The 24289-nt window shown below is 57.4% G+C and carries 25 protein-coding genes; 16 read left to right on the forward strand and 9 right to left on the reverse strand.

Annotated features, from left to right (window positions below):
* Positions 1-10: 10 nt before the first annotated feature.
* Positions 11-601 carry a hypothetical protein gene (locus tag ABFB09_RS02140; RefSeq protein WP_346999548.1) on the reverse strand — a complete coding sequence of 197 codons (591 nt, stop codon included), beginning with the start codon at positions 599-601 and terminating at the stop codon, positions 11-13.
* A gap of 42 nt (positions 602-643) precedes the next feature.
* Positions 644-1588 carry a diacylglycerol kinase family protein gene (locus ABFB09_RS02145; RefSeq protein WP_346999549.1) on the reverse strand — a complete coding sequence of 315 codons (945 nt, stop codon included), beginning with the start codon at positions 1586-1588 and terminating at the stop codon, positions 644-646.
* Between the two features lie 261 nt (positions 1589-1849).
* On the opposite strand from ABFB09_RS02145, the gene ABFB09_RS02150 reads away from it, so the two are divergent.
* The 8 genes from ABFB09_RS02150 (at position 1850) to ABFB09_RS02185 (ending at position 7289) form a co-directional block, all read left to right on the forward strand.
* On the forward strand, positions 1850-2362 hold the full coding sequence (locus tag ABFB09_RS02150) for a sigma-70 family RNA polymerase sigma factor (RefSeq protein ID WP_346999550.1): 513 nt from the start codon (positions 1850-1852) through the stop codon (positions 2360-2362).
* Positions 2363-3211, forward strand: a complete 849-nt coding sequence (locus ABFB09_RS02155; protein ID WP_346999551.1) for a DUF4382 domain-containing protein — start codon at positions 2363-2365, stop codon at positions 3209-3211.
* A gap of 206 nt (positions 3212-3417) precedes the next feature.
* Positions 3418-4281 carry a DUF4382 domain-containing protein gene (locus ABFB09_RS02160; protein ID WP_346999552.1) on the forward strand — a complete coding sequence of 288 codons (864 nt, stop codon included), beginning with the start codon at positions 3418-3420 and terminating at the stop codon, positions 4279-4281.
* A gap of 129 nt (positions 4282-4410) precedes the next feature.
* Positions 4411-4887 carry an HIT domain-containing protein gene (locus ABFB09_RS02165; protein ID WP_346999553.1) on the forward strand — a complete coding sequence of 159 codons (477 nt, stop codon included), beginning with the start codon at positions 4411-4413 and terminating at the stop codon, positions 4885-4887.
* Positions 4884-5141: a PLD nuclease N-terminal domain-containing protein gene (locus tag ABFB09_RS02170; protein WP_346999554.1), complete on the forward strand. Its 258-nt coding sequence runs from the start codon at positions 4884-4886 to the stop codon at positions 5139-5141. The genes ABFB09_RS02165 and ABFB09_RS02170 overlap by 4 nt, the downstream gene beginning before the upstream one ends.
* On the forward strand, positions 5119-6054 hold the full coding sequence (locus tag ABFB09_RS02175; RefSeq protein ID WP_346999556.1) for an ABC transporter ATP-binding protein: 936 nt from the start codon (positions 5119-5121) through the stop codon (positions 6052-6054). The genes ABFB09_RS02170 and ABFB09_RS02175 overlap by 23 nt, the downstream gene beginning before the upstream one ends.
* Positions 6051-6812: an ABC transporter permease subunit gene (locus ABFB09_RS02180; protein WP_346999558.1), complete on the forward strand. Its 762-nt coding sequence runs from the start codon at positions 6051-6053 to the stop codon at positions 6810-6812. The genes ABFB09_RS02175 and ABFB09_RS02180 overlap by 4 nt, the downstream gene beginning before the upstream one ends.
* 21 nt (positions 6813-6833) lie before the next feature.
* Positions 6834-7289: a hypothetical protein gene (locus tag ABFB09_RS02185; RefSeq protein ID WP_346999560.1), complete on the forward strand. Its 456-nt coding sequence runs from the start codon at positions 6834-6836 to the stop codon at positions 7287-7289.
* 965 nt (positions 7290-8254) lie between these two features.
* Here ABFB09_RS02185 and ABFB09_RS02190 read toward each other — a convergent pair.
* Together ABFB09_RS02190 and ABFB09_RS02195 are read right to left on the reverse strand one after the other, a co-directional pair.
* The gene (locus ABFB09_RS02190; protein ID WP_346999561.1) at positions 8255-9649 is read right to left on the reverse strand and encodes an MBL fold metallo-hydrolase; all 1395 of its coding nucleotides are present in this window, start codon (positions 9647-9649) and stop codon (positions 8255-8257) included.
* A 60-nt stretch (positions 9650-9709) separates the two neighbouring features.
* Entirely contained in the window at positions 9710-9997 is a 288-nt protein-coding gene (locus ABFB09_RS02195) for a DUF4491 family protein (RefSeq protein ID WP_346999563.1), read from the reverse strand.
* A gap of 239 nt (positions 9998-10236) precedes the next feature.
* Here ABFB09_RS02195 and ABFB09_RS02200 point away from each other — a divergent pair, with 239 nt between their 5' ends.
* The 5 genes from ABFB09_RS02200 (at position 10237) to rlmN (ending at position 19858) form a co-directional block, all read left to right on the forward strand.
* Entirely contained in the window at positions 10237-13992 is a 3756-nt protein-coding gene (locus ABFB09_RS02200; protein WP_346999564.1) for a DNA-directed RNA polymerase subunit beta, read from the forward strand.
* Positions 13985-17884, forward strand: coding sequence for a DNA-directed RNA polymerase subunit beta' (rpoC, locus tag ABFB09_RS02205; protein ID WP_346999565.1), 3900 nt, complete (start codon positions 13985-13987; stop codon positions 17882-17884). The genes ABFB09_RS02200 and rpoC overlap by 8 nt, the downstream gene beginning before the upstream one ends.
* A 207-nt stretch (positions 17885-18091) precedes the next feature.
* Positions 18092-18367, forward strand: a complete 276-nt coding sequence (locus ABFB09_RS02210; RefSeq protein WP_346999566.1) for a hypothetical protein — start codon at positions 18092-18094, stop codon at positions 18365-18367.
* A gap of 60 nt (positions 18368-18427) precedes the next feature.
* Positions 18428-18709, forward strand: a complete 282-nt coding sequence (locus ABFB09_RS02215) for a YtxH domain-containing protein (RefSeq protein WP_346999567.1) — start codon at positions 18428-18430, stop codon at positions 18707-18709.
* 48 nt (positions 18710-18757) lie between these two features.
* A complete protein-coding gene (gene rlmN, locus ABFB09_RS02220) occupies positions 18758-19858 on the forward strand; it encodes a 23S rRNA (adenine(2503)-C(2))-methyltransferase RlmN (protein WP_346999569.1) in 1101 nt (366 codons plus the stop codon).
* Here rlmN and ABFB09_RS02225 read toward each other — a convergent pair.
* On the reverse strand, positions 19833-20288 hold the full coding sequence (locus tag ABFB09_RS02225) for a DUF1801 domain-containing protein (protein WP_346999570.1): 456 nt from the start codon (positions 20286-20288) through the stop codon (positions 19833-19835). The genes rlmN and ABFB09_RS02225 overlap by 26 nt on opposite strands.
* Before the next feature lie 156 nt (positions 20289-20444).
* Between ABFB09_RS02225 and ruvB the strand changes: the two genes are divergently transcribed.
* Genes ruvB through rimI form a run of 3 tightly spaced genes read left to right on the forward strand, consistent with a single transcriptional unit; the run spans position 20445 to position 22744 of the window.
* Positions 20445-21485 (forward strand): Holliday junction branch migration DNA helicase RuvB, encoded by a 1041-nt coding sequence (gene ruvB, locus ABFB09_RS02230; protein WP_346999571.1) that lies wholly within the window; start codon positions 20445-20447, stop codon positions 21483-21485.
* 43 nt (positions 21486-21528) lie between these two features.
* Positions 21529-22086, forward strand: a complete 558-nt coding sequence (locus tag ABFB09_RS02235) for an epoxyqueuosine reductase QueH (RefSeq protein ID WP_346999573.1) — start codon at positions 21529-21531, stop codon at positions 22084-22086.
* Positions 22087-22144: 58 nt separating this feature from the next.
* Positions 22145-22744 (forward strand): ribosomal protein S18-alanine N-acetyltransferase, encoded by a 600-nt coding sequence (rimI, locus tag ABFB09_RS02240; protein WP_346999574.1) that lies wholly within the window; start codon positions 22145-22147, stop codon positions 22742-22744.
* Here rimI and ABFB09_RS02245 read toward each other — a convergent pair.
* The 4 genes from ABFB09_RS02245 to ABFB09_RS02260 form a co-directional block, all read right to left on the reverse strand.
* Positions 22741-22938: a tautomerase family protein gene (locus tag ABFB09_RS02245; RefSeq protein WP_346999575.1), complete on the reverse strand. Its 198-nt coding sequence runs from the start codon at positions 22936-22938 to the stop codon at positions 22741-22743. The genes rimI and ABFB09_RS02245 overlap by 4 nt on opposite strands.
* A 2-nt stretch (positions 22939-22940) precedes the next feature.
* Entirely contained in the window at positions 22941-23324 is a 384-nt protein-coding gene (locus ABFB09_RS02250) for a hypothetical protein (RefSeq protein WP_346999576.1), read from the reverse strand.
* The gene (locus ABFB09_RS02255) at positions 23290-23511 is read right to left on the reverse strand and encodes a hypothetical protein (RefSeq protein WP_346999577.1); all 222 of its coding nucleotides are present in this window, start codon (positions 23509-23511) and stop codon (positions 23290-23292) included. Before ABFB09_RS02255 ends, ABFB09_RS02250 begins: the two co-directional genes overlap by 35 nt.
* Before the next feature lie 74 nt (positions 23512-23585).
* Positions 23586-24242 (reverse strand): class I SAM-dependent methyltransferase, encoded by a 657-nt coding sequence (locus tag ABFB09_RS02260; protein WP_346999579.1) that lies wholly within the window; start codon positions 24240-24242, stop codon positions 23586-23588.
* Between the last annotated feature and the right edge of the window lie 47 nt (positions 24243-24289).

Genomic DNA, 24289 nt, shown 5'->3' on the forward strand with positions numbered 1-24289 from the left:
CTCCGGTCGATCAACCAGTGTTTCGGAGAATGATGCTCCCGTTTTCCTCCACGTCCACGGAACGGTACAACGCCAATCCCAATCCAACTCCTCCAATAGTGTAAATAATCGTTAGTATGTGTGGCCAGACGTTAGATTGGATAAAAAATAGGATTGGAGTCGTTATCAGAAAACCGAGAGCGAAAAACAAGGCCCCATATTTAACGAGCATCAAGCGAAGATCATTTCGTTTGAGAACAAGAGAGTATAACAATCCCATCCCGGAACCCATTAAACCGTAGAGTAAAACGGTTGGCAAATAGTTAAAAATACCAGCGCTTCCTCCGAATTCGAAGACTGGCCTCAGAAAAGAGGCGATCCCCACTATACTCTGAAACAACAGGGGGAATGCAACTAGCCCCAGGAATGGAAGAAAAAACACCATTCGTTTTTCTCTTAACGCCAGTCCGAGTCCCAGTCCACCCCCGGCTCCGAATACTGCATGAGCAAGAAAAAAATTGGTATCGGTGCTTGCTCCGCTTCCGAAAGCGAGAAAGACCAGTCCGGCTAGTGTAAAACCGCCACCACAAAAGGCTATCGTCCTGATCTGCTTCAAATTCATGGACAACTTTCTTCTCCTTTCGACTGCGATATGTGTCGCAATTTATATAATCACACTCAACGCCCCCGGCAGCAACGAGAACCGGAACGACCCCTCCCCGATGATCTCCCCGTCAGCCTGGAGCAGCAGTTTTTCCACCGAGGAAAGGTTGACCGTGGCGGCGCGTTCAACCCGGACTTTGGGGTGAGTGGTATGGGTGCCCTTATATACGCGCGGGAACGCCTGCATCAGCTCGAATTTGCCGATATCGCCTATGGTCAGGACATCGAAAAGCTGATCGCCCAACAGAGCGTCCGGGGCTACTTTCATGCCACCGCCGAAATAGCAGCCGTTAGCTACGATGACCGAGAGGCTTCTGCTTAGAGTTTCATCGGCTTCGTCCAGCTTTTTGGTGATGGGCTTGTTCCGGTAGCCAAAGAGCGTACTACCGACGCCGATGAGGTATGAAATGGGGCCGCGGAAGAATTTCGGGAGCTTGCGGCGAGCGTCGGCGGCCTCGGCGTCGAAGCCGACACCGGCGGCGTTCACGAAGTAGCGACGGTTGGCGTTTCCATTGTGTGTCCACTCGATAACGCCGACGTCCACCATCAGGCGTTTGTCGGAAAGCAGGTGATGGCAGGCGCGGTCGGGGTCGCGGGGGATACCTAGTGAGCGCACGAAGTCCGAGCCGGTACCGGTGTTGATCACACCCAGGGATATCCTCGTCACTGGTTCTCCCTTATCGAGACCCGCGAATTCAGCGGCCAGTATGCCGTTGACCACTTCGTTGATGGTGCCATCGCCCCCCACCGCCACGATGTAACGGTAGTGCAGTGTTGCCGCCTCTCGCGCCAGCTCGATGGCATGGCTAGGCCGCTCGGTGAAAACAGCTTCGTAAAGGATACCCAGCTTTTCCAGTTCGCTCTTGATATGCGGCCAGTGCCGGATGGAACTACCGGTGCCCGCGACAGGATTGACGATTACCTTGGCGATTGTCCTATGAGTCATTGCTGCCTTCCAGAAAGGACGACTGAGATATTTTACCATAACCTGTCGAGCCTTCGTCCCCCTGAATGCCGTTCGAATGAAACGACGGAAAAAAATAAAAAATGAACCCTTAGGTTTCGTTCAGAGTAAATATTTCAGGCAACGCCAGAGGTTCCTGACATAATTGTTGCCCTAGCGTTACTACAGTTAGTAACAGACTTCTTGGGGGCAGTGATATTATTAACGGAGGCATCTATCAGGCAAGAGAACCCCGAGAGGCTTATGGAACGACGGAAAGAATTAAAAGAAAAAGAGGTCCGGCTTGCCAGCCTGTTCGAGGAATACTATGACCGGATTGCCCGTTACGCGTTTACCCGCATCGGTGACCGCGGAGACGCCGAGGACCTCGCTTCTGACGTCTTCGTCAAGGCCCTCAAGGCGCTGGACTCCTTCGAGGAGCGGGGTTTGCCGATGGGCGCCTGGCTGTTCAAGATCGCGCACAACCTGGTCGTGGACTATCACCGGCGCAACAGTCAGCGGAGAATCACCGATATCGAAAAGATCGACATCGAGGCTGGCGGCGATCTGGCGATGGAAGTCGAAACCAGGCTGGAGATGGAACGAGTGACGCAGGCGATGGAAATCCTCACGGAAGACCAAAGAGAGATTATCCGGCTGCGCTTCTACGGTGGGCTCTCCTCCGCCGAGGTGGGCGCAATGCTCGGCAAGAGCGACGGTGCGGTACGCGAGGCCCAGTCCACCGCCCTCAAGAAACTACGGATTAAACTAACTTAGATGAAAACCGATATGAACGACAACTATAAAGATATCGACCTGGTCCTCGATGCCTGCCTCGATCGCATGCAGCGCGGCGAGAGTATCGGGACCTGCCTGGCCGAACATCCAGAGCACGCTCAGGCACTCAGGCCATTGCTCGAGGCGGTGGCGCGGCTCGACCGCTCCAACAGCTTCACTCCGTCCGATGAAGCCAAACGGCGGGCGCGGCAGCGATTATTCGCCCACATCGACAAGAGGAAAAAGGCGCCGTTCTGGGCCAGGTTTCCGGCTTGGGCTTCGGTGGCCGGCGTATTGCTGCTGATCCTGGTCGGTGTATTCAGTTATAACGTTATAGTGCCCATGGTGGAAGAACCCCCGGTCATCGTCGTTTCCAATCCGCCTGTAGCCGGGCAGGGCAATTTCGTCTTCCTCGTCAGCGACCAGCCCAACGACATCGGCGATTTCACCAGTCTCATCGTGACCGTGGATCGCGTAGAACTATTGAAGCAGGGTGGCGGCGGGGATGCCCGTATCGTGTTTACGCCTGAGATCAAGGATTTCGACCTGACGGAGCTTATCGGCGAGGCCAGCCAGGAACTCTGGCGCGGCGATGTCCCGGAGGGGGAATACACCCGGGTGGTGGTTTTCACCACCACGATCCGTGGCACGCTGACCACCGGTGAGACCATCGATATCAAGCTGCCCAGCGACAAGCTCCAGATCGACCTCCCGTTCACCGTCGGCGGCGGCAACGTCACAAGCTTTACCTTCGACATCACCGTCAACAAGACCGGTCAGGGTTCCGGTAAATACATCCTCAAACCGCAGACGGGTGAAAGCGGAGCCGAGTATGAGAAGGTACAATAACCAAGAGACAATATCCAAACAAATTCCAAATCTCAAGCTCCAAATACCAAACAAATACAAAACCCTAAATTTCAAACCAGAGGCATGCGTGCGCGTCTCTGCTCTTTTCATCTCTAATAGTACCAACGTACGATGCCTCGACTCCTGACGAATCCGTCTGCCGCGCGTTACCATTATCGTAACCAACAACAACTAGGAGAAGAAAAATGAAAAACAGATTTTTACCCGTTATCGCGGCTTTATTGATCGCGATGCTAATCATCCCGGCTGGCTGCGCCGAACTCGGTATCCCCAGTCCGGGCGACCTGATCGGTTCTCAACCGACAACCGGACGGCTGGAGGTCAGGGTAACCGACGCGCCTCCTGAAAAAGTCATCACCGCGATCGACGTCACAGTCGCCTCGGTTGAAATAAATATAGATGGCGGAGAAACAGGTGAGGGCAGCTGGCAGTCGCTGACCGTGCTGGAAGGTAAGTCTACTTTTGATCTGCTTCAGGTTCAGGGTCTGGAAGAACTTTTGGCTACTAGCGATCTGGAACCCGGTGTCTATAATCAGATCCGCATGGAAGTTACCAAAGTGTTGGTAACCTTCGAGGGCGAAGAACCGGTTGAAGCCACGTTACCCAGCGGCAAGCTGAAGTTTATCCGGCCGTTCGAGATAGTCGCCGGTAAAACCACGGTGCTGCTCTTCGACTTCATCGCCTCCGAGTCCATCCATACCGCCGGTAACTCGGGCAAAGTAATATTCCAGCCAGTCATTAAATTGAGCGTGACCCAGGAACCCGGCGCCATTGATATAACTACAGAGACCCTGCCTGACGGCATTGTCGAAACCGCCTACACCACCGCTCTGGCTGTTATGGGCGGCACCGCCCCCTACGCCTGGAGCGTCGTTTCCGGCAATCTCCCGGCTGGTTTGATTCTCGATGCGGCCACCGGCATTATCTCAGGCATACCGACGACGGCTGGCGAATACACATTTACCCTGACCGTTTCCGACAGTTCCTCCCCGGTATTGACCGACACCCAGGAACTCACAATCGAAGTTGACCCGGCTGCCACCACGTAGCTTTTTAGCGACCGATTACTGGCCGGAAGGGGAGTAGAAATACTCCCCTTCCGCTATATTGACACCCGCCGGTGACGCGGTATAATATTTCGGAAGTTAGCGAAATACCGAATAAAACCGGGGGTACACATGGAACAGCTCTGGGCGCCGTGGCGCGGCAAGTTCATCGAATCTTTCAAGGGCGACGGCTGTATCTTCTGCGACCTGCCAGCCCGGGGTGAAGACCGGGAGACACTGATCCTGCACCGGGGGCGGGAAGCTTTCATCATCATGAACGCCTATCCCTACGCCGCCGGGCACCTGATGGTAGCGCCTTTCCGCCATGCAGCCCGCCTGTCGGATCTGACTGATTCCGAACGCCGGGAGATCATCGATCTGGCTGCCCGCTGTGAATCGATCTTGACCACTGCCATGAGGCCGGAAGGCTTCAATGTCGGCTTCAACCTGGGCAAAGCCGCCGGCGCCGGGGTCGATCAGCACCTGCACTGCCACATCGTGCCGCGGTGGTTCGGCGATACCAACTTCATGCCGGTGATCGGCGGGACCCGGGTCATCAACGAGGATCTGTACGCCACTTACGATAAATTGAAGGAGTATTTGCCATGAGCGATTCAGAACTGCAACTGATTAAGGATCTCCTGCCGCTGCTGATCCCGGTCATTATCATCGAGTTGGTCCTCCTGGTGATTGCCCTGATGGATCTGGTCAAGCGCAAACGGGTCAAGGGTGAAAGCAAGGTTGTCTGGGCGCTGGTTATCATCTTTATCAATCTCATCGGCCCCATCGTCTATCTGGTCTGGGGGCGCCATCCCGACGCCGGACAGGAGGATGAGAGCAATGACTCCGGCTATAAGAACTGAAGGCCTGTCCAAGCGTTTCGGTGATATCGTCGCCGTGGAACACCTGGATCTGCAGATCGCCGAACGCGCCGTGTTCGGCTTCCTGGGACCCAACGGCGCCGGCAAGACCACAACGGTCAAAATGCTTACCGGCCTGTCGCGTCCTACCGAAGGCCGCGCCTTCATCTGTGATGAGGAAGTGACCCAGTCGTCGGTGACTGTGCGCCGGAATTTCGGTTTCCTGCCGGATGTCCCGGCTTTCTACGACTGGATGACCGGGGAGGAATACCTGTATTTTGCCGGTGAGCTTTACGGCATGGCTTATCCAAACCTTAAGAAACGCGCCGCCGAACTGCTAGAACTTGTGGAACTCAAGAAGGCAGCCCGGCGCAAGGTCGGCGGCTATTCCCGGGGCATGAAGCAGCGCCTCGGCATTGCCCAGGCCATGCTCAATCATCCCAAGGTCCTTTTTCTCGACGAACCGACCTCCGCCCTCGATCCCATCGGCCGCCGCGACGTCCTGGACCTCATCGGCAGGCTCAAAGAGGAGGCCACCGTCTTCATGTCCACCCACATCCTTTCCGACGTGGAGCGGGTCTGCGATTCGGTCGGCATCATCAACCAGGGACGTCTGGTGGTCACCTCCACCGTCGAGGAACTGCGCACAAAATACGCGCGCTCCATCTTCGAGATTGAATTCGCCGAGGATGCCGCGCCTTTCATCGCCGCGGTCGAACCGTTGCCCTGGTTTGTCAAATCCGATTCGGTTTTGGTGAACTCCAGCCCCACCCTCCGCATCACTACCCGGGATGTGGCAGCCGCCCGCAAAGAGTTGCCGCGCCTGATCGCCGGCAGCAACCTGACGCTCCTGCGCTATGAACTGACCCAGCCCAGCCTGGAGGACATTTTCGTCGAGGTGGTGAAAGGCTCATGAACGGCTTCAATACACTGATGAAAAAAGAATGGCGGGAACAGGTCCGCACCTTCCGCCTGCTGATCGTCGGCGGAGTCTTTCTGTTCTTCGGACTATTGACCCCGGTGATGACCAGGTATCTGCCGGAGATCATCAAGCTAGCCGGTGAGGATATCAGTTTTATTGAAATACCGCCCCCCACCGCTGTCCAGGCATTGGTGGAATATTCCGCGACGGCACTCCAGATGGGGCTGCTGGTGGCTATTCTGGTCACCATGAGCGCCATCGCCGGGGAACGCAGCCGGGGTACGGCGCTGATGACCCTTTCCAAGCCGGTGAGTACAGGGGCGTTCGTCACCGCCAAGCTGATGGCCATCAGCTTCACCTTCATCATCGGCCTGGTCCTGGGCGGCATCGGCGCTTTCGGTTACACCTGGATGCTGATAGAAGAAGGCAATCTTGCCGGGTTCATCGGTCAAACGGCGTTGCTATCCGTTTATCTGATCTTTTGCATCACCACCACCCTGGTTTTTTCGGCGGTGTTCCGCAACTCCCTGGCCGCCGGCGGCGTAGCTATCGGCGTTCTGCTGGTGGGTGCCGGGCTGGGGGCGGTGCCATGGGTGGGACGGGTTATGCCCGGGTCGCTGACCAGTTGGGGAAATCACCTGGTGGCCGGAGAGAGCGGCGGCGCGGAGTGGCTGGCGCTGGGAGTGACCCTGGTTCTGATCGTTGGAGGTGCGTACCTGGCGACACGGATCTTGAAGGGTAAGGAGATCTAGAACAGGGTATCACTGCCCTCGATGAACGGCCAACTGTATGGAGTTAGAGTAAAAATGAGTGTCTTTCCTGATATAATAACCATAAAAGTGGTGGAAGAAGATTCCATGAATCCACTTTCGAATATTGCAGTAGCTATTGAGTTGTTCGCAAGCCGGAAAAATGATTATTACTTTGTTTTGCCATCGACGGACTTGAAAGGCACAATTCAAATTACAAAAGAATGGTTAAAAAGAGAAATTGAGAAAGATATCAGTTTATTTGTTATGGATTATGCAGCACGTCTCGAAGACTGTGCCTTTGGAATAAGACTCAGTGTCTTAGATCAGGACTCAGTTAATCGCACGATCGAAGCCCGAAAATCATTCAAGAAAGTAATGGGGACACCGCAGGAAGATATAGATGAATTGATACGCGCGGACAATGCTCGGTACAACCGATTTCAAAAATCTTTGAGTTATCCGGCGAATCGAATATAGAAGTTGAAATAAGAGTTGCACCTAAATATTAATAAAGCATGCGTGGGGGAGTTTTGTGGGAAAAAACAATAAACCCTAGGCTCGACCGGTAATGATATTTTCTGGAGTCTTGTTGGCGGCGATGGTAACCGCAATCGCCGCTATCGAGTTATTCGCAATCTTAAGTGTAAAGTTGTATACGGGGATGGAATTCCAATATGGGCGCATTTGCTAAATTGCCTATTAACTTCTATTCCGAGTTCTATACCCAGATAAATCATGCTCGTTTGATTTGGTCTTCACTGACCGTTGATATTGCAGAATGATATTATTTAATACAATAGCGATCGCCTTTATCATAATCGGTATATTGCTGGCCATTTTTGCAGAACCTATTAACAGGAGGTTGAACAAGGCAGAGGAATACCGTAAAGAACTCCTTTTGAAGTATTTTCCAGATAAGGAATTTGTCGAGGAGTCATATCAGCGGCATAAATTTCCACCAGAACACAGCTTTGCTTGGACTGTCATTATCTGGACATGGCGTTTGGTTGCTCTTTCTTTCGCAGGAGTTGCATTGTATCTCTTAATTAGGTTCAATTAGCTGTCGATAAATAGCCTAATCACAGGTCCAATTAGGTGACCAATCTTAACGAGGCTGCATATCTCAGAAGCAAGCCGCCCCAGACCTCCTTTTTACGATACCTAGCTCTATGACCGTATCATCCCAACTATCACTTGCTCCGCAAGATTGACCAGGTGGTCGATTCTCCTTTCATTACTATTGAATTCTTAGACGGATAAAATCTCATTAACTGGGTTTTTTGCAACTTCCCCATAGAAACTTTCATGCCGATATATGATTGACATAACTCGATGGCGGATCCCGAGATCAATTCGCCAATAATTTGAAAAACCTTCGGGTATTACCAGAAGAGAGGCGGCGATGCTGATCGCCCTCGGTGCCAAATTATCCTTATAAGGAACTAAAGCTCGAAGCTGTCCTCGTACCCGGGCGCGGTGACCGTCCAGCCGGTGCGTTTCTGCAGGGCTTTGACGAAGGCGCCGGCCGCTGATTCTTCGCCATGGGTGACGAAAACGTGCCGCGGCGCTTCGGCCAGGTGGGAGGTCCATTCCAGCAGTTCGGTGCGGTCGGCGTGTGCTGAAAGCCCCTGCAGTTGCCTGATATCGCCTTTGACCTCGAAGTGCTGTCCCAGGATGCGCACCGGGCTTTTACCTTCCACGATCAGCCGGCCCAGGGTGCCGTGAGCCTGGTAGCCGGTGAACAGGACGGTGCTTTCGGGGCGGGAGATATTCTGGACCAGATGGTGCTTGATGCGTCCGCCGGTGACCATCCCTGATCCGGCGATGATGATACTGGAACCCTTTTGTTCGGCAATAGCCTTGGAGTCATCCACGGAACTGGTCAGTTTCAGACCCGGAAAATCGAATGGTGAGCCTTTTTTGAAGCCTTCGATATCCCCGCCCCAGAGTTCCGGATGTTGGGAGAATATGCCGGTCAGCTTGATGGCCATCGGGCTGTCCACGAAAACCGGCAGTTGGGGTATCTTTTTCTGGCTGATGAGCAGCCGGAGGTAGTGGATCAGTTCCTGGGTCCGTTCCAGGGCGAAGGCCGGGATGACCACGTTGCCGCCGCGTTCAACTGTCTCGTTGATGATTCTGGCGAACTTTTCTTCGACCTCCTCGACCGGTTCGTGATCGCGGTCGCCGTAGGTGGACTCCACCACCAGGTAATCCGGGGTGGTCGGGGAAAGCGGTGTCTCCTCCAGCGGCCGGTCGGGGCGACCGATATCGCCGGAGAAACAGATGCTGCGTTCATCGCCATCCCGGGATTTGAATTCCAGGAAGATCATCGCCGATCCGAGTACATGCCCGGCGTTTAACAGGGTTGCTCTTATCCCGTCGAACTCGATGGGATCATCGTATCCGGTGGGTTTGAACAGCGGGAAACAGGCTTCGGCGTCCTCGACCGTGTACAGCGGTTCTTCCGGATGCGGTCCACGGCGGCCTTCCCGCTTATGACGGCGTTTTTTGGTTGCGGCGTCCTCTTCCTGGATGCGAGCGGAATCCAGCAGCATCACCTCGGCCAATTCCAGTGTAGCCTCGGTGGCATAGATCTTGCCCTTGAACCCGTCACGCACCAGTTTCGGCAATAGGCCGGTATGGTCGAGGTGGGCGTGGGTCAGGAGCACCGCTTCTATCTCCGGGGGTTTCAACGGGGAGGGATCCCAGTTGCGGGACAGGAATTCCCGTTCCTGGTACAGCCCGCAGTCGATCAGCAATTGGGTTTTCTTGTCCTCGAAGAGGTAGCGTGATCCGGTGACGTTACCGGCGGCGCCGAGAAAAGTTAATTTAGGCATAATCATACGATAGCCGAAATCGAGCGATGAGGCAAATAGCCGGAATTGCTGCGTTTGATGTCACGCCGATTTCCTGGGATTGGCCGGGAACCAGTCTTTTTTAACGCGCTCTTCCTGCTCGAAGAGCTCCTTGATGCTCCACAGGAAAGAAAACCCGGTGATGCCGGTGATGGCCGCCGGTACGACGCCGTCGATGAACAAGGCCGCTCCGGCGCATCCCAATCCCAGTATCAGAAAGGCCGGCCAAGCCTGGGTGCCGAAATAATACTCAGTCTTAATCACGATGGGGTGAAAAACGCCGATGATTATAAAAGTCGCCGCGCCGATGAATATGCCAGTGAAATCCATGTCCTGTACTCCTGAAATCTACCTGCACAGTCCGGTCGGGCCGTGGGCGGCGTCATTTTACTACCCAGCAAATTTCCTGTAAAATGACGTTGACACCATTCAGTGATTAGTATATACTGAGTGGTTGTTAATTATGCCTCTTTGTCATTTTTATTTTTTCAGAGCTTTTTCCGGTCTCTTTTTTCTTTGGCCTTAATCCATCATTTTCCTTAATCGACTGTTTTATTTAAGGAGCAGACATGGTTTCTATGCTACCCGCCACTGGCGTATTGTCCGCCGCCGCCGCCCGCAAGTCCTATTCCAAGATCCCCGAGGTTGTGGATGTCCCTAATCTGATCGACCTCCAGTTAGCCTCCTTCCGGTGGTTCATGGAAGACGGTCTCAAGGACCTCGTCGAAGAAATTTCTCCAGTGAGGGATTTCAACGGCAACCGCATGGAGCTGGATTTCATCGGCTATGAGTTCCGTGAGCCCCGCCTGTCTGAAGAAGAATGCCAGCAGCGCGACAAAGATTATTCCATCCCTTTGTACGTTAAAGCGCGGCTGATCATCAAGGCTACCGGAGAGATCAAAGAACCCTTCGAGATCTTCTTTGGCGATATGCCGCTTATGACCGCCAACGGTACGTTCATCACCAGCGGCACCGAGCGGGTGGTCGTCAGCCAGTTGCTGCGCTCACCCGGCGTTTATTTTACCGTTCAGGAAGACACCGCCACCGGCCGCCCGCTGTGCCATACCAGCCTCATCCCCAGCCGCGGCGCCTGGCTGGAATTTGAAACCTCCAATCGCGACGTCATCTCGGTCAAGATCGACGGCCGCCGCAAGATTCCGGTCACCAGTTTCCTGCGGGCTATCGGTTACGGTTCGGACCAGGACCTGGTCAACATGTTCACCGATGTCGATAACTCCATGGAGCACTTGTACATCCAGTCCACCATCGACAAGGACCCGCTGATCCGCGACACCCCCGGCGCCTTGATCGACATCTACGGACGGCTGCGCCCGGGCGACCCAGCCAACGTGGAGAACGCCACCAAGCTGGTAAACGACATGTTCTTCAGCCCGGATCACTATGACCTGGGAGCGGTCGGCCGCTACAAGGTGAACCGCCGCCTCAGCCTGGAAGGCCGGGTCAGCGAGGAGAACCGCGCGCTTACCCGTGAAGACATCGTGGCCATCATCAAGCAGATCATCAAGATCAACAACAGCATCGATCATGCCGACGACATCGATCACCTGGGCAACCGGCGCATCCGCACCGTGGGCGAACTCATCCAGAACCAGTTCCGCATCGGCCTGCTCAGGCTGGAACGGGTGGCGCGGGAGCGCATGAGCATCGTCGCCCTTGATCAGGTGACGCCCGGCGGCCTGGTCAACATCCGGCCGGTGGTCGCCGCGGTGCGTGAGTTCTTCGGCGGCTCGCAGCTTTCTCAGTTTATGGACCAGACCAATCCGCTGGCGGAACTGACCCACAAGCGCCGCCTGTCAGCCATGGGCCCCGGCGGTCTTTCTCGTGAGCGCGCCGGCTTCGACGTGCGTGACGTGCATTACTCTCACTACGGCCGCATCTGCCCCATCGAAACGCCGGAAGGTCCCAACATCGGCCTTATCGGTTCCCTGGCGGCCTACGGCCGGGTCAATCGCTACGGCTTCATCGAGACGCCTTACCGCCGCGTTCTCCGGGAACTGCACAACCATGATCCCCGGCTGGTGGGATTGGCCCTCCGCGAGGCGGTAACCGACGGCGACAAGACCGTGCTGGCAGCCGGTGCCGTTATCGATGACAAGACGTTTAAAACACTGGCCAAGCTGCAGGAGCAGATGGTCCGGGTGGAACCATTCGTTTCCGACGAGGTGTTATACCTGGCCGCAGACGAGGAAGACAAGTACGTTATCGCCCAGGCGCACGCCCGGCTGGATGCCCGCGGACGTTTCGTTGACGACCGTATCGAGTCCCGCTTCGGCGAGAATTACCTCTACGAACCCCCGGTGAAGATCGATTTCATGGACGTCTCGCCCAAGCAGATCTTCAGCGTGGCGGCCTCGCTGATTCCCTTCCTCGAACATGACGACGCCAACCGAGCCCTGATGGGCGCCAATATGCAACGCCAGGCGGTACCCCTGCTCCGTCCGGAAGCGCCGCTGGTGGCCACCGGCATGGAGATGGAAGCGGTCCGTTACAGCGGCCATGTCATCTTTGCCCGCAACGCCGGCACCGTCAAGTCGGTGACCAGCGACAAGATCATCGTCAAGATCGACGGCGGACTTGAGGACACCTACAAGCTTACCAAGTATATGCGCACCAACCAGGGCACCTGCATCAACCAGCGGCCGGTAGTCAGCTCAGGCGACACCGTGCGGGCCGGACAGGTGCTGGCTGACTCGTCGGCCACCGAGAACGGCGAACTGGCCCTGGGCCAGAACCTGGTCTGTGCCTTCATGAGCTGGCACGGCTACAACTATGAAGACGCCATCATTCTGAACGAACGCCTGGTCAAAGAAGACCGCCTGACCTCCCTCCATATCACCAAGCACGAGGTCGAAGCCCGCGACACTAAGCTCGGCGTCGAAGAGATTACACGCGACATCCCTAACGTCGGTGAGGAATCGCTGCGCGAACTGGACGAAGAAGGCATCATACGCGTCGGCGCCGAAGTCGGCCCGGACGACATCCTGGTGGGTAAGATCACCCCCAAGGGCGAGACCGAGCTTTCGGCGGAAGAGAAACTGCTGCGCGCCATCTTCGGCGAAAAAGCCCGCGAGGTCAAGGACACCTCGCTGCGCATGCCTCATGGTGAGTGGGGCAAGGTTATCGCCGTCAAGGAATTCTCTCGTGATAACGGGGACGACCTGCCGGCCCGCGTCAACAAGTGGGTCCAGGTGTGGGTCGCCCAGAAACGCAAGATATCTGTCGGCGATAAACTGGCCGGCCGCCACGGCAATAAAGGTATCGTCTCCATCATCGCTCCGGCTGAGGATATGCCGTTCCTGCCCGACGGCACCCCGGTGGATGTCATCCTGAATCCCATCGGCGTACCTTCCCGCATGAACCTGGGACAGATCCTGGAACTGCATCTCGGCTGGGCCGGTCACCTGATGGGCTTCCGGGTACGCACCCCCGTCTTCGACGGCGCTACCGACGTGGCTATCGAGGATGACCTGGCGCGGGCCACCATGGCCCGGATGGCCGGTCTTATCAACCTGGATTACCAGGAGAAGAACTCCAAAACCATCGCCGCTGCCGCTGTGGAGTGGCTCAGCAGCCGGGGTTACGACGGCGCCAAAGCGTTCGACGACAACGCTCCCGGATTTGCCCGTGAGACCTGCCTCCGCCTGTGGCTGGAACAGCAGGGTGTTGGCGAGGCGCGTAATATTCCCGCGGCGGAGCTTTTCGACCGCACCTTCAAGCTGGCCCGGGAACGCAACATCCCGCTGCCCATCGACGGCAAGATGGAACTGCGCGACGGCAAGACCGGCGAACTCTTCGATCAGCCGATCACCGTCGGCAATATGTATATCCTGAAACTGATCCACCTGGTGGAGGACAAGGTACATGCCCGCGCTACCGGCCCTTACTCCCTGATCAGCCAGCAGCCGCTGGGCGGCAAGGCCCAGTTCGGCGGCCAGCGCTTCGGTGAAATGGAAGTCTGGACCCTGGAAGCCTATGGCGCGGCCTACAACCTCCAGGAGATGCTGACCATTAAGAGCGATGACGTCACCGGGCGCGCCAAGGCCTATGAGTCCATCGTCAAGGGCGAGGACGTTTCACAACCGGGCGTACCGGAGTCGTTCAAGGTTCTGGTCAAGGAACTTCAGAGCCTGGGCTTGTCGGTCGAGGTCATCAACGAGGAAGAACGCCTGCTGCCCGCCGAGCATCTCAAGGAAGCAGCGGCGGACGAAGAGGAATCTGAACTGGCCCTGGCCGGTGAGCTTTCCGCCAGACTGCTCGAAGTGAACGAAAACGAAGAAGAGGACACTGAGAACGAAGATGAATGAAGTCATTGATTTCGACGCCATCCGGATCTCACTGGCTTCACCGGATCAGATCAAGAGCTGGTCTTACGGTGAAGTTACCAAGCCGGAAACGATAAACTACCGCACCCTTAAACCGGAGCGCGACGGCCTCTTCTGCGAGCGCATCTTCGGTCCCACCAAGGACTTCGAGTGCTCCTGCGGCAAGTACAAGCGTATTCGCTATAAGGGTATCATCTGCGATAAGTGCGGTGTGGAAGTAGCCCGGGCCAAGGTCCGGCGCGAGCGCATGGGTCATATCGACCTGGCCTGCCCGGTCGGCCACATCTGGTTCACTCGCGGCATCCCCAGCCGCGTCGGCTTGCTACTCGACCTGTCCACCCGCAGCCTGGAGCGCATCGTTTATTTTTCTCATTTCGTTATCACCCAGGTGAACGAGTCCGCTCGCCTGCAGGCTGTAACCGGTCTGGAAAAGGGCCGCCAGCAGGAGATGGACGACCGCGAGACCGAGGTGGCGGAGCGGGTGGCCGAACTGGAGACCGCCGGAGCCGAGGTCGAGGAGATCAACACTCTCCGACGTGATTTCGAGGCCGAGCGCGCCGAAAGCGAAGAGCAGACAGCCAGCATCGTGGATCAGCTACGCGAACTGCGCCGCGGCAACCTGCTGACCGAAAGCCAGTTCTTCGATCTAAAGACCCGTTACCCGGAAGTCTTCGACGCCAAGATGGGCGCCGAGGCGATCCTGGATCTGTTACGCACCATCGACCTGGGTGAGATGCGCAACCGTCTCATCCTGGAAACCCGCTCAACCTCCGGTCAGCGCCGCAAGAAGGCCAGCAAGCAGCTTCAACTGGTCGAGGCCTTCCGCCGCAGCGGCAACAAGCCGGAATGGATGGTACTGACCGTCCTGCCCGTGCTGCCCCCCGACCTCCGCCCCATGGTCCAGCTCGACGGCGGGCGCTTTGCCACCTCTGATTTGAACGATCTCTACCGTCGCGTCATCAACCGCAACAACCGGCTGCAGCACCTGCTGGAGATCGGCGCGCCGGAGATCATCATCCGCAATGAGAAGCGCATGCTTCAGGAAGCGGTTGATTCCCTCATCGACAACGGCCGCCGCGGCCGCAGCGTAGCCGTGTCCGGCGATCACAAGGCCAAGTCCATCTCTGATCTCCTGCGCGGCAAGCAGGGCCGTTTCCGCCAGAACCTGCTGGGTAAGCGTGTGGACTATTCCGGCCGCTCCGTTATCGTCGTCGGCCCGGAACTCCAGCTGCACCAGTGCGGCCTGCCCCGGAAAATGGCCCTGGAACTGTTCAAACCTTTCGTCATGCACCGCCTGGTCACCGACGGCCTGGCGCCCAATATCAAGAGCGCCCGCCGGCTGGTGGAGCGAGCCCGCCCTGAGGTTTACGACATCCTCGAGGACGTGGTCAAGGACCGCCCGGTGCTCTTAAACCGCGCTCCGACGCTGCACCGCCTGTCCATCCAGGCTTTCGAGCCGGTGCTCATCGACGGATCGGCCATCCGCATCCACCCGCTCGTGTGTACCGCCTTCAACGCCGACTTCGACGGCGACCAGATGGCCGTCCACCTGCCTCTTTCCCGCGCCGCGGTTAAGGAAGCCCGGGAGGCGATGCTTTCCGTCCACAACATGCTCTTGCCTTCCAGCGGCGACCCGGTGGTCACCCCCAGCCTGGACATGGTCTTCGGCTGTTACTACCTGACCAGTATCCGCCCCGGCCTCAAAGGCGAGGGCAAGCGCTTCGGTAGTTTCGAAGAAGCCAAGCGGTATTTTGATCTGGGCATCATCGAGCTCCGGGCGGAGATCGATGTTCGTAACGGTGAAGGTGAAACGATTAAGACCAGCGTCGGACGCATCATCTTCAACGAAGCCCTGCCTGCGGCCATGCCGTTCTTCAACAAGGCGGCCGATAAGTCTACCCTTCGCCGTCTCATCGGCGAAAGCAAGCGGCTGGTCAGCGACGATTTTGCCATGGCCCGGTCGCTCGACGCCATCAAGGAGCTCGGCTTCCGTTTCGCCACCCGTTCCGGCATCACCATCGCCATGAGCGATATCGCTGTTCCGGCAGCCAAACCGGCCATCGTCGGCGCCGCCGAGCACGATACCACGGTCATCGAGCAGCAATACGCCCAGGGTCTGATCACCGACGATGAGCGCTATTCCGGCGTCATCGAGGTCTGGATGCGGGCTACCGACCAGATCGGCGAGGCTATCGCCAAGGGCATGGATAACGTCGGTAACGTTTACATGATGGCCAACTCCGGCGCCAAAGGTAACATTTCTCAGATCCGCCAGATGGCCGGTATGCGCGGCCTGATGACCAACCCATCGGGTAAAATCATCGACTTTCCCATCAAGTCGTCGCTGCGCGAAGGTTTGTCGACCATCGAATACTTCATCTCAACCCACGGCGCCCGCAAGGGTCTGGCCGACACCGCCCTGCGTACCTCCGGTTCCGGTTACCTGACCCGCCGTCTCATCGATGTGACCCAGGACCTCATCATCTACGAGGAAGACTGCGGCACTATGAACGGTCTGTGGATCGAGGAACCCACGGAGAAGGGCATCCTGCCGCCGCTGGCTGAGCGTATCGCAGGCCGGTTGGCCGCCATGCCGGTGGCCAATCCCCTGACCGGTGAAATTATCCTCGACCGCGACGGCGAAATCGACGACAAGAAGGCCAAAGAGATCGTCGCCGCCGGCGTTACCAGCGTTTACGTCCGCTCTCCGATGAGCTGCGGCTCCCGGCGCGGCATCTGCCAGAAGTGTTACTGGCGCGACCTGGGCCGCGGCAAGACGGTGGATACCTATACCGCGGTCGGCATCCTGGCCGCCCAGAGTATCGGTGAGCCCGGCACCCAGCTTACACTGCGGACCTTCCATACCGGTGGTGTGGTCGGTACGGACATCACCACCGGTCTGCCGCGCGTGGAAGAGCTTTTCGAAGCCCGTTCTCCCAAGGCCCAGGCCATCATCTCCGAGATTGACGGCGAGGTCGAGGTCAAAGAGAGCGACGCCGGCCGCAGCGTACGTATCCTGGCGCGGGATACCTACCAGGATGAATACGACCTGCCGGACGGCTGGCATCTGGAAGTGAACGAGGGTCAGCCCGTGGACATGGGTTCGGTGCTGGCAACAGCGCCGGAAGCCGCCAAGGAATCCCTTCATCTCACCCACGGCGAGGGGGTACTGGTGGCCCGTGTCGGCGGCCGCGTCAGCGTGGACGGCCAACACCTGCTCATCAAGTATGAGGACATCGACGAGCGTGAGTACGCGGTGCCCGCCGCCACCCACATCCAGGTCAGGGACGGGGACTCCGTTAAAGCCGGCCAGAAGCTGACCGACGGTTCAATCAACCCGCAGGATATCCTGGCGGTGCTCGGCCGCGAGGCCGTCCAGCGCTACCTGGTGGAAGAGGTTCAGAAAGTGTACTTCTCCCAGGGCGTGCACATCAATGACAAGCACGTCGAGGTTATCGTGCGCCAGATGATGAACAAGGTACGTATTGACACCTCCGGCGATACCGACCTGGTGCCCGGCGAGCTGGTGGACAAGTTCCGCTACGAGGACATCAACGTCAAGATACTGGCCGAGGGCGGCGAACCCGCCACGGCGCATACCATCCTCCTGGGCATCACCCGCGCCAGTCTTTCCACGGAGTCCTGGCTGGCCGCCGCCTCCTTCCAGGAGACGACCCGCGTCCTCACCGACGCCGCCATCCATGGCAAGAAGGATAACCTGGCCGGCCTCAAGGAGAACGTCATCATCGGCAAGCTCATCCCGGCCCAGTGCCAGTCCTGCCGCGACGCCACCTCGGAAAGGGCCGCGGAACTGGAAGCCTCCAAGGTGGTCCACCTGGAACACATGGAGCAACTCGAGCAGCCGGTTCTTTAGAAGAAGACTTACCGAATCTAAAAGGGGGAGGGAGCGAAAGCGCCTTCCCCCTTTGTTTAAATCCGCCTCGTATCACACTTCCCGCCTCACATTGGTAGTATTTGAAAATTAGATTATGGGTATTATTCCCCCCCATCGAAAATTATCTTGTCCGAACAGCCCATGGGCGTTATAATTGACCCCAATACCGGATGGAGGTAAAAAGCGGTGTGTTGTCCTCTCATCATCCTGATGCTCCTCGGTCCCCGGGCTGCCATTCTCGTCTGGTGGCTGGTTGATCAGGCGCGTTGGCAAAGCGCTTTTGATACTTTCCTCATCCCAATTGTTGGTTTTCTGCTTTTGCCCTGGACCACCCTGGCCTATGTCCTGGTTTTCCCCGGCGGCGTCGAGGGTCTCGATTTTGTTTGGCTGATCCTGGCGGTCCTGGTGGACCTTGGCGGCTATGGCGGCGGCTACCGGAACCGGGACAGAGTACGCCGGTAATCTCGTTTAAACTGAACGATACGGGTCGATAAATTAACGGTCTGACGGAAGGGGCATAACATGAGCGATAAAGGTAACGTCGGCGGCGGATTAGGCGCAGGATTTCTGGTCGGTTCGGCTTTAGGCATCGCGCTGGCGCTGCTCTTCGCCCCATACCGCGGCAAGAGAACCCGCCAACTGGTAATGGACAAAGTCTCGCACGTCTGGGATCAGGGTGTTGAAGCTTTCGAGGAAACCCGCGAGGAGATAGACGAGATGGCGGAGAAGGCCAGCAAACGCGTCGGTGAGGTGATGAAAAGAGCGGTCAAGGAAGGGTATTCCGAGAATAACCTCGGCGTCTAGCCTTTTCCGGATGGTTTCTTCGCATCAATTTTTCTCGATACATCCGCCATGTCATCGATAAATCTCCCCGTCCGCCTCCTGGACCTGTCGCCCACAGAATTGACCGATTTCGTCGAAGCCCTTGGCGTACCGAAGTCCGCCGTCGGTCTGCTTGGCAGATACCTCTATCGTGAGGCTGCCTGCTCTTTTGAAGAGATGACCGAACTGCCACCTGCTCTCAGGAGCAAACTCTCGGAACAGACCGTTTTGGGTGCTCTCGAACCCATCGATGAGATTATCTCCGCCGATGGTCAAACCCGCAAGGTCCTTTTCCGCCTGGAAGACGGCAAGACCATAGAATCCACCCTGATGTTTTTCCGCAATCCCGGCACCGGCCGTGCGCGGCGCACCGTCTGTGTCTCCACCCAGGTCGGTTGTGCCCTCGGCTGTCCGTATTGCGCTACCGGACGGCAGGGTTTCGAGCGCAACCTTTCTCCGGGTGAGATCGTCGGGCAGGTGATATACTTCGCGCAGCGTTTCGGCGCTGATGATCCCGAGAGAGAAACCGGCAAATCCCGCAATTGGGTAACCCACGTCGTCTTCATGGGTATGGGCGAACCGCTGACCAATTACGATAACGTGGTGAAAGCCGTCGCCATCCTCAACTGGCAGCAGGGCATGGGGCTGGGCTTCCACCAGGTGACGGTTTCGACGGCAGGCTTGGCACCTCAGATAATCCGGCTTGCCGGAGAAGGTTTGCAGTTCCAGCTTGCCGTCTCCCTCCACGCTGCCACCGATAAACTCCGCGACCGCCTGGTGCCAGTCAACCGGAAATACCCCTTGTCCGTGCTGATCCCGGCCTGCCGGGAATACGCCGCCACGACCGGCCGGAAGGTTTTCATCGAATACGCCCTGTTCGACGGCGTGAACGATTCTTTAGATCAGGTCGATGAACTTCTGCACCTGCTGGAAGGATTGGACTGCTCCATCAATCTAATCGTCGGCAATCCAACCTGCGCAGAGAGTTTCCAACCGTCGTCGAGGGAAACGGCGCTGGCTTTTCAGAAACGGTTGATAACCGGAGGTATTAGGACCATGCTGCGGGTGTCGCGGGGGGCGGATATCGAGGCGGGGTGCGGGCAGCTCAGGAGCCGGTGGCTGAACGCCTGATGTTTTTAACCTTTGTCACAAAGTCCTCAACGCTGTAGGCGGCGATTGCCTCTCCGATCAAGGGCAACGGAAGATCATCGAGTTTCTTGAATCGTACGCATGATTTACCCATATCGTATCTTTTTCCCGTTGCCTTGTATTGCGCTTCAAATTCGCGTTGTGACTGTTCATCCAGGTATACAGAGTTGAGATAGACTGCCATATGGTTTTTCTGAGAACTGAGACCGGCGTACATAAGCGGTTTTTTGTTATAGGTGTTAGGATAAATCGTCAGCGGAACCTGGTAGGTAATCATTCCCCAGTTCATCACTTCTTCAAAGCCCTCTGGGAGATTCTTCAGGATTACATCGCGGACCTTCTCGATAGCCGCCCTGCATTCTTCCGGCAGTTCTGAAAGGTAATCTTCGACGCTATTGGCTTCGGATCTCACTTGAACCTCCGTGGAAATTTGATCGAAAAGAGACAAACCTTGTCAATCGAGCAAGTTCGTTAATTATACGGCAATCGACAATTCGGTCCAATTTATTGACGTCGGAAACTGCAATCCCCCCCAGCCCCGCCCCATTATGCTATAATTCCCTCAACCATGACCGAGCGCATCATATCAAGCAAACCGGAATCTGATGACTCCAAGCTGGACGTCAACCTCCGCCCCAGGTCCCTCGACGATTTCATCGGCCAGGAAAAGCTGAAAGACAATCTTGGGGTGACCATGCTGGCCGCCAGCGCCCGCAAGGAGGCGCTGGACCATGTGCTTCTCTACGGTCCGCCCGGCCTGGGGAAGACTACACTGGCCTATATCATCGCCCACGGCATGGGAGTCAACATCCGTATTACCGCCGGCCCGGCCATCGAGCGCGCCGGAGACCTGGCGGCTATCCTCACCGGATTACAGCCCCACGACGTGCTCTTCATCGATGAGATCCACCGCCTCGGCCGCACCGTGGAGGAGATCCTCTACCCGGCCATGGAAGATTTTGCCCTGGATATCGTCATCGGCAAAGGCCCCGGCGCCAAGAGCCTGCGACTGAAGCTGCCGCCCTTCACCCTCATCGGCGCGACGACCCGCTACGCCATGCTATCTTCGCCGCTACGCGACCGCTTCGGCGCTGTTTACCGGCTGGACTACTATACCGACGGGGACATCGAGAACATCCTACGCCGTTCCGCGGCCATTCTTGGCGTCCAAGCCGACGCCGCCGGGCTCCGGGAGATCGCCTGCCGCGCCCGGGGTACCCCGCGCGTGGCCAACCGGTTGCTCAAACGAGTGCGGGACTACGCCCAGGTCAGGGGCACAGGAATTATAGACTGTGACATCGCACTTACCGCTTTGGGTCGCCTGGAAGTGGACGCCGTCGGCCTCGACAATATCGACCACCTGCTTTTGAAGGCTATCATCGAGAAGTTCTCTGGCGGCCCGGTCGGCCTGGAAACCCTCGCCGCCGCCATCTCCGAGGACTCGGACACCATCATGGACATCTACGAGCCCTACCTGATGCAGCTCGGTTACCTGGAACGCACCCCCCGCGGCCGCGTCGCCACCCGCCGGGCCTATGAACACCTCGGCTTGAAAGTCCCCCGCTCCCGCCTGACCGAGGACGACGCGCCCCAAGCCTCCCTGCTCTAGGATAGCGAGTTGATAAAACCGTGGGGTGCGGAACTGAAAACTGATGACCAACCGTCTCCTCATTCACTGCTGCTGCGTCCACTGTTCCGCCTATACTCTCCAATACTGGCGGGACCAGGGCCACGACGTCACCGCCTACTGGTACAACCCCAACATCCACCCCTTCACGGAGCACGAGCGGCGACGGGAGGCCCTGGAGGCGTTCGCGGAGGGGGAGGGTATCCCCTTTATCGTCGCGCCGGCGTACGATCTTGAGAAGTATTTCCGAGCTGTCGCCGGACATGAGGCCGAACGCTGCCCGGATTGCTACCGATTGCGGCTCGACGCGACGGCCGTCTGGGCTGCCGCCAACGGCTTCGACGCCTTCACATCCAGCCTGCTCATCAGCCCGATGCAGAAACACGACCGGATCGTCGAGGCTGCCCGGGCCGCCGGGGAATCGTCGGGCGTCCGGTTCGAGTACGCCGACCTGCGCAAGCGCTACTCGGACTCCCGCCGTATCACCAAGCCCCTGGAGCTCTATCGCCAGCAGTACTGCGGCTGCCTTTTCAGCGAATACGAGCGCTTCGGCGTTCCAGAACGCGGGGAAAGCCGGAGCTGAAGAAAAGGTATTCCCCGTGCGGCGTTCCTGTGTTACAATGGCGAACACGAGGGTGATTATGCCTTACACGGTGCGGCCGATGTGCCGCGAAGATATCGTCCAGGTAACGGCCATCGACCGGGAAGCATTTCCCACCATGTGGCCGCCGATGAACTACCAGCGGGAGCTGGAGAACCGGCTGGCGTACTACATCGTGGTCGTCGAGAATCCGACCCCATCCCCGGACGAATCGCCCGAACCCGAAAGCGTCGGGTTGGCGCGGCGGGTCAGGGATTGGCTGGCGCCGGGTCACGACAATCACCACGATAAGATAATCGGCTTCGCCGGTTTCTGGATCATGGCCGGGGAATCCCACATCATCAGCCTGGCGGTGAAACGGGAATGCCGCTGCCGGGGGTTGGGGCAGTTGCTGTTGCTGGCACTTATAGAGGAAGCGGTCAAACGGGAGTCGGAAACGGTCACCCTGGAAGTCCGCGTTTCCAATTACGAAGCCCAGCGGATGTACCTCAAGCACGGCTTCATCGGCAAAGGGGTGCGGCGGGCTTATTACACCGACAATCGCGAGGATGCCCTCATCATGACCCTCGACGATGCCGCCTCGCCGGAATGCTGTTCAAGGGTCATCGAGGCACGGAAGGCGCTCTCACTGGAAAGCTAAAGAGGCCGGACGCGGGTTTCGGCGGCCAGTTTGCCGCCGGAAGCCCAGTTATGCTTGGGCACGTCCCGGAAGATGATGGTCACCTTCTCCGGCGCGGTGCCTATCTTCTCGAATTCGGCGGTGATGCCCTCGGTGAGTTGTTTCTTCTGGGCGATGGTGCGCCCTTCCTGCATTTCCACGATAACTACCGGCATGGTTAAGTCTCCTCGATGACCTTTTTCAGGATTATGGGACAGGTCCGCCAGTCCCCGTGGACGTCCGGCGCGGCGATGATGAGTCCCCAGAGATCGTCTGTTCCTGAGCGGGCCACGTGCCACCAGTGGGTGAAGCGGGGCGGGATGCCGCGGGTGCGGAAGACGGCTTCTTCTACCCCAATGGTCTGCACCATGAGTCCAGGCCATTCGGCGAAGCCGCCCTCTGGCTGGGAGAGGCTTAAGTTGATCTCGCGATTAAGCCAATCGATCTCCAGCGTGATCATACTGGTATGATCGGCGCCGGGCAGGTGGGCTTCACCGCGGAAATTTTCCATGGCCGTCGCCGGTGATCTAGCGGCCGCCGCGGGCGCGGCGCCGGATCTCATTCTCCTGCTCGAACCGGGTGAACTCTTCCTCGGTCATCAGTTCACAGCTTTCGAGCTGGTTCTTCTCCAGGTGGATCTTCATGGCGGCGCGGCATTTCCAGCACCGGTACGGACCGATGTAGCGGTCGTCGCTGATGGAGAAACCGCCGGCGGTGTTGCATTTGGGACAGGTGATATTGACCAGCATAGCAAAAGTACTCCTTTGCCCGATGGTAGGTTGGTTACCATATAATGTTACCAGTTTAGGCTGCCCCGGACAAATTAAAGTTCTTTCTTGAGCAGCAGACAGATGTTGCGCGAGAACCACTTGAACGGCCGGCGGTAGCGGGCTTCGGGACGGGAGGAGAGGATAGTGAACCCGGCCGTCCGGGCCAGTTTCTCGATCTCGCCGTAAGTGAAAAGGTGATAGAAACGGCGGATGATCTCGCCGCCCTGTTTCCACGGGATGAGGGTGTCGCGGCGTTTAAACCAGAAGCGGGGCTGGGTGGCGTTCCAGACGGTGATGAAGGCCTCACCGCCAGGTTTGAGGACACGTTTGATCTCGGCGAGCGCTTTGAGCTGGTCATCTCTGCCTTTGATATGATGCAGGCTGGCCACGGCGATGGCGTAATCGAAAAAGCCATCCGGAAAGGGCAGGGCGCGCATATCGGCTTGGATAAGTTTGGCCTCGAAGCGGTGTTTCCGGGCGTATTTATCGGCATACTTGAGCATTTCGGATGAGATGTCGATGCCGTATAGTTCGTAACCGTCCGTGAACGGCAGGAAATCAGCGCCGTGACCGCAGCCGGCGTTTAGCAACCGGCCGCCACCCCAGCGCCCAGCCATCTCTGTGAGCTCGGTTTTGAAGATGGTATGGTGCCGGAATCCGTACCACCCGGCGGCGATGCGGTCAAAATCTGGCGGCGAAGTAATTGACATAAAGGTTTTCCTGAATCAGACTTATAGGTTATACTATTAGTGCCCGA

The sequence above is a fragment of the Dehalogenimonas sp. THU2 genome (genome assembly GCF_039749495.1).
Taxonomy (GTDB): Bacteria; Chloroflexota; Dehalococcoidia; order Dehalococcoidales; family Dehalococcoidaceae; genus Dehalogenimonas.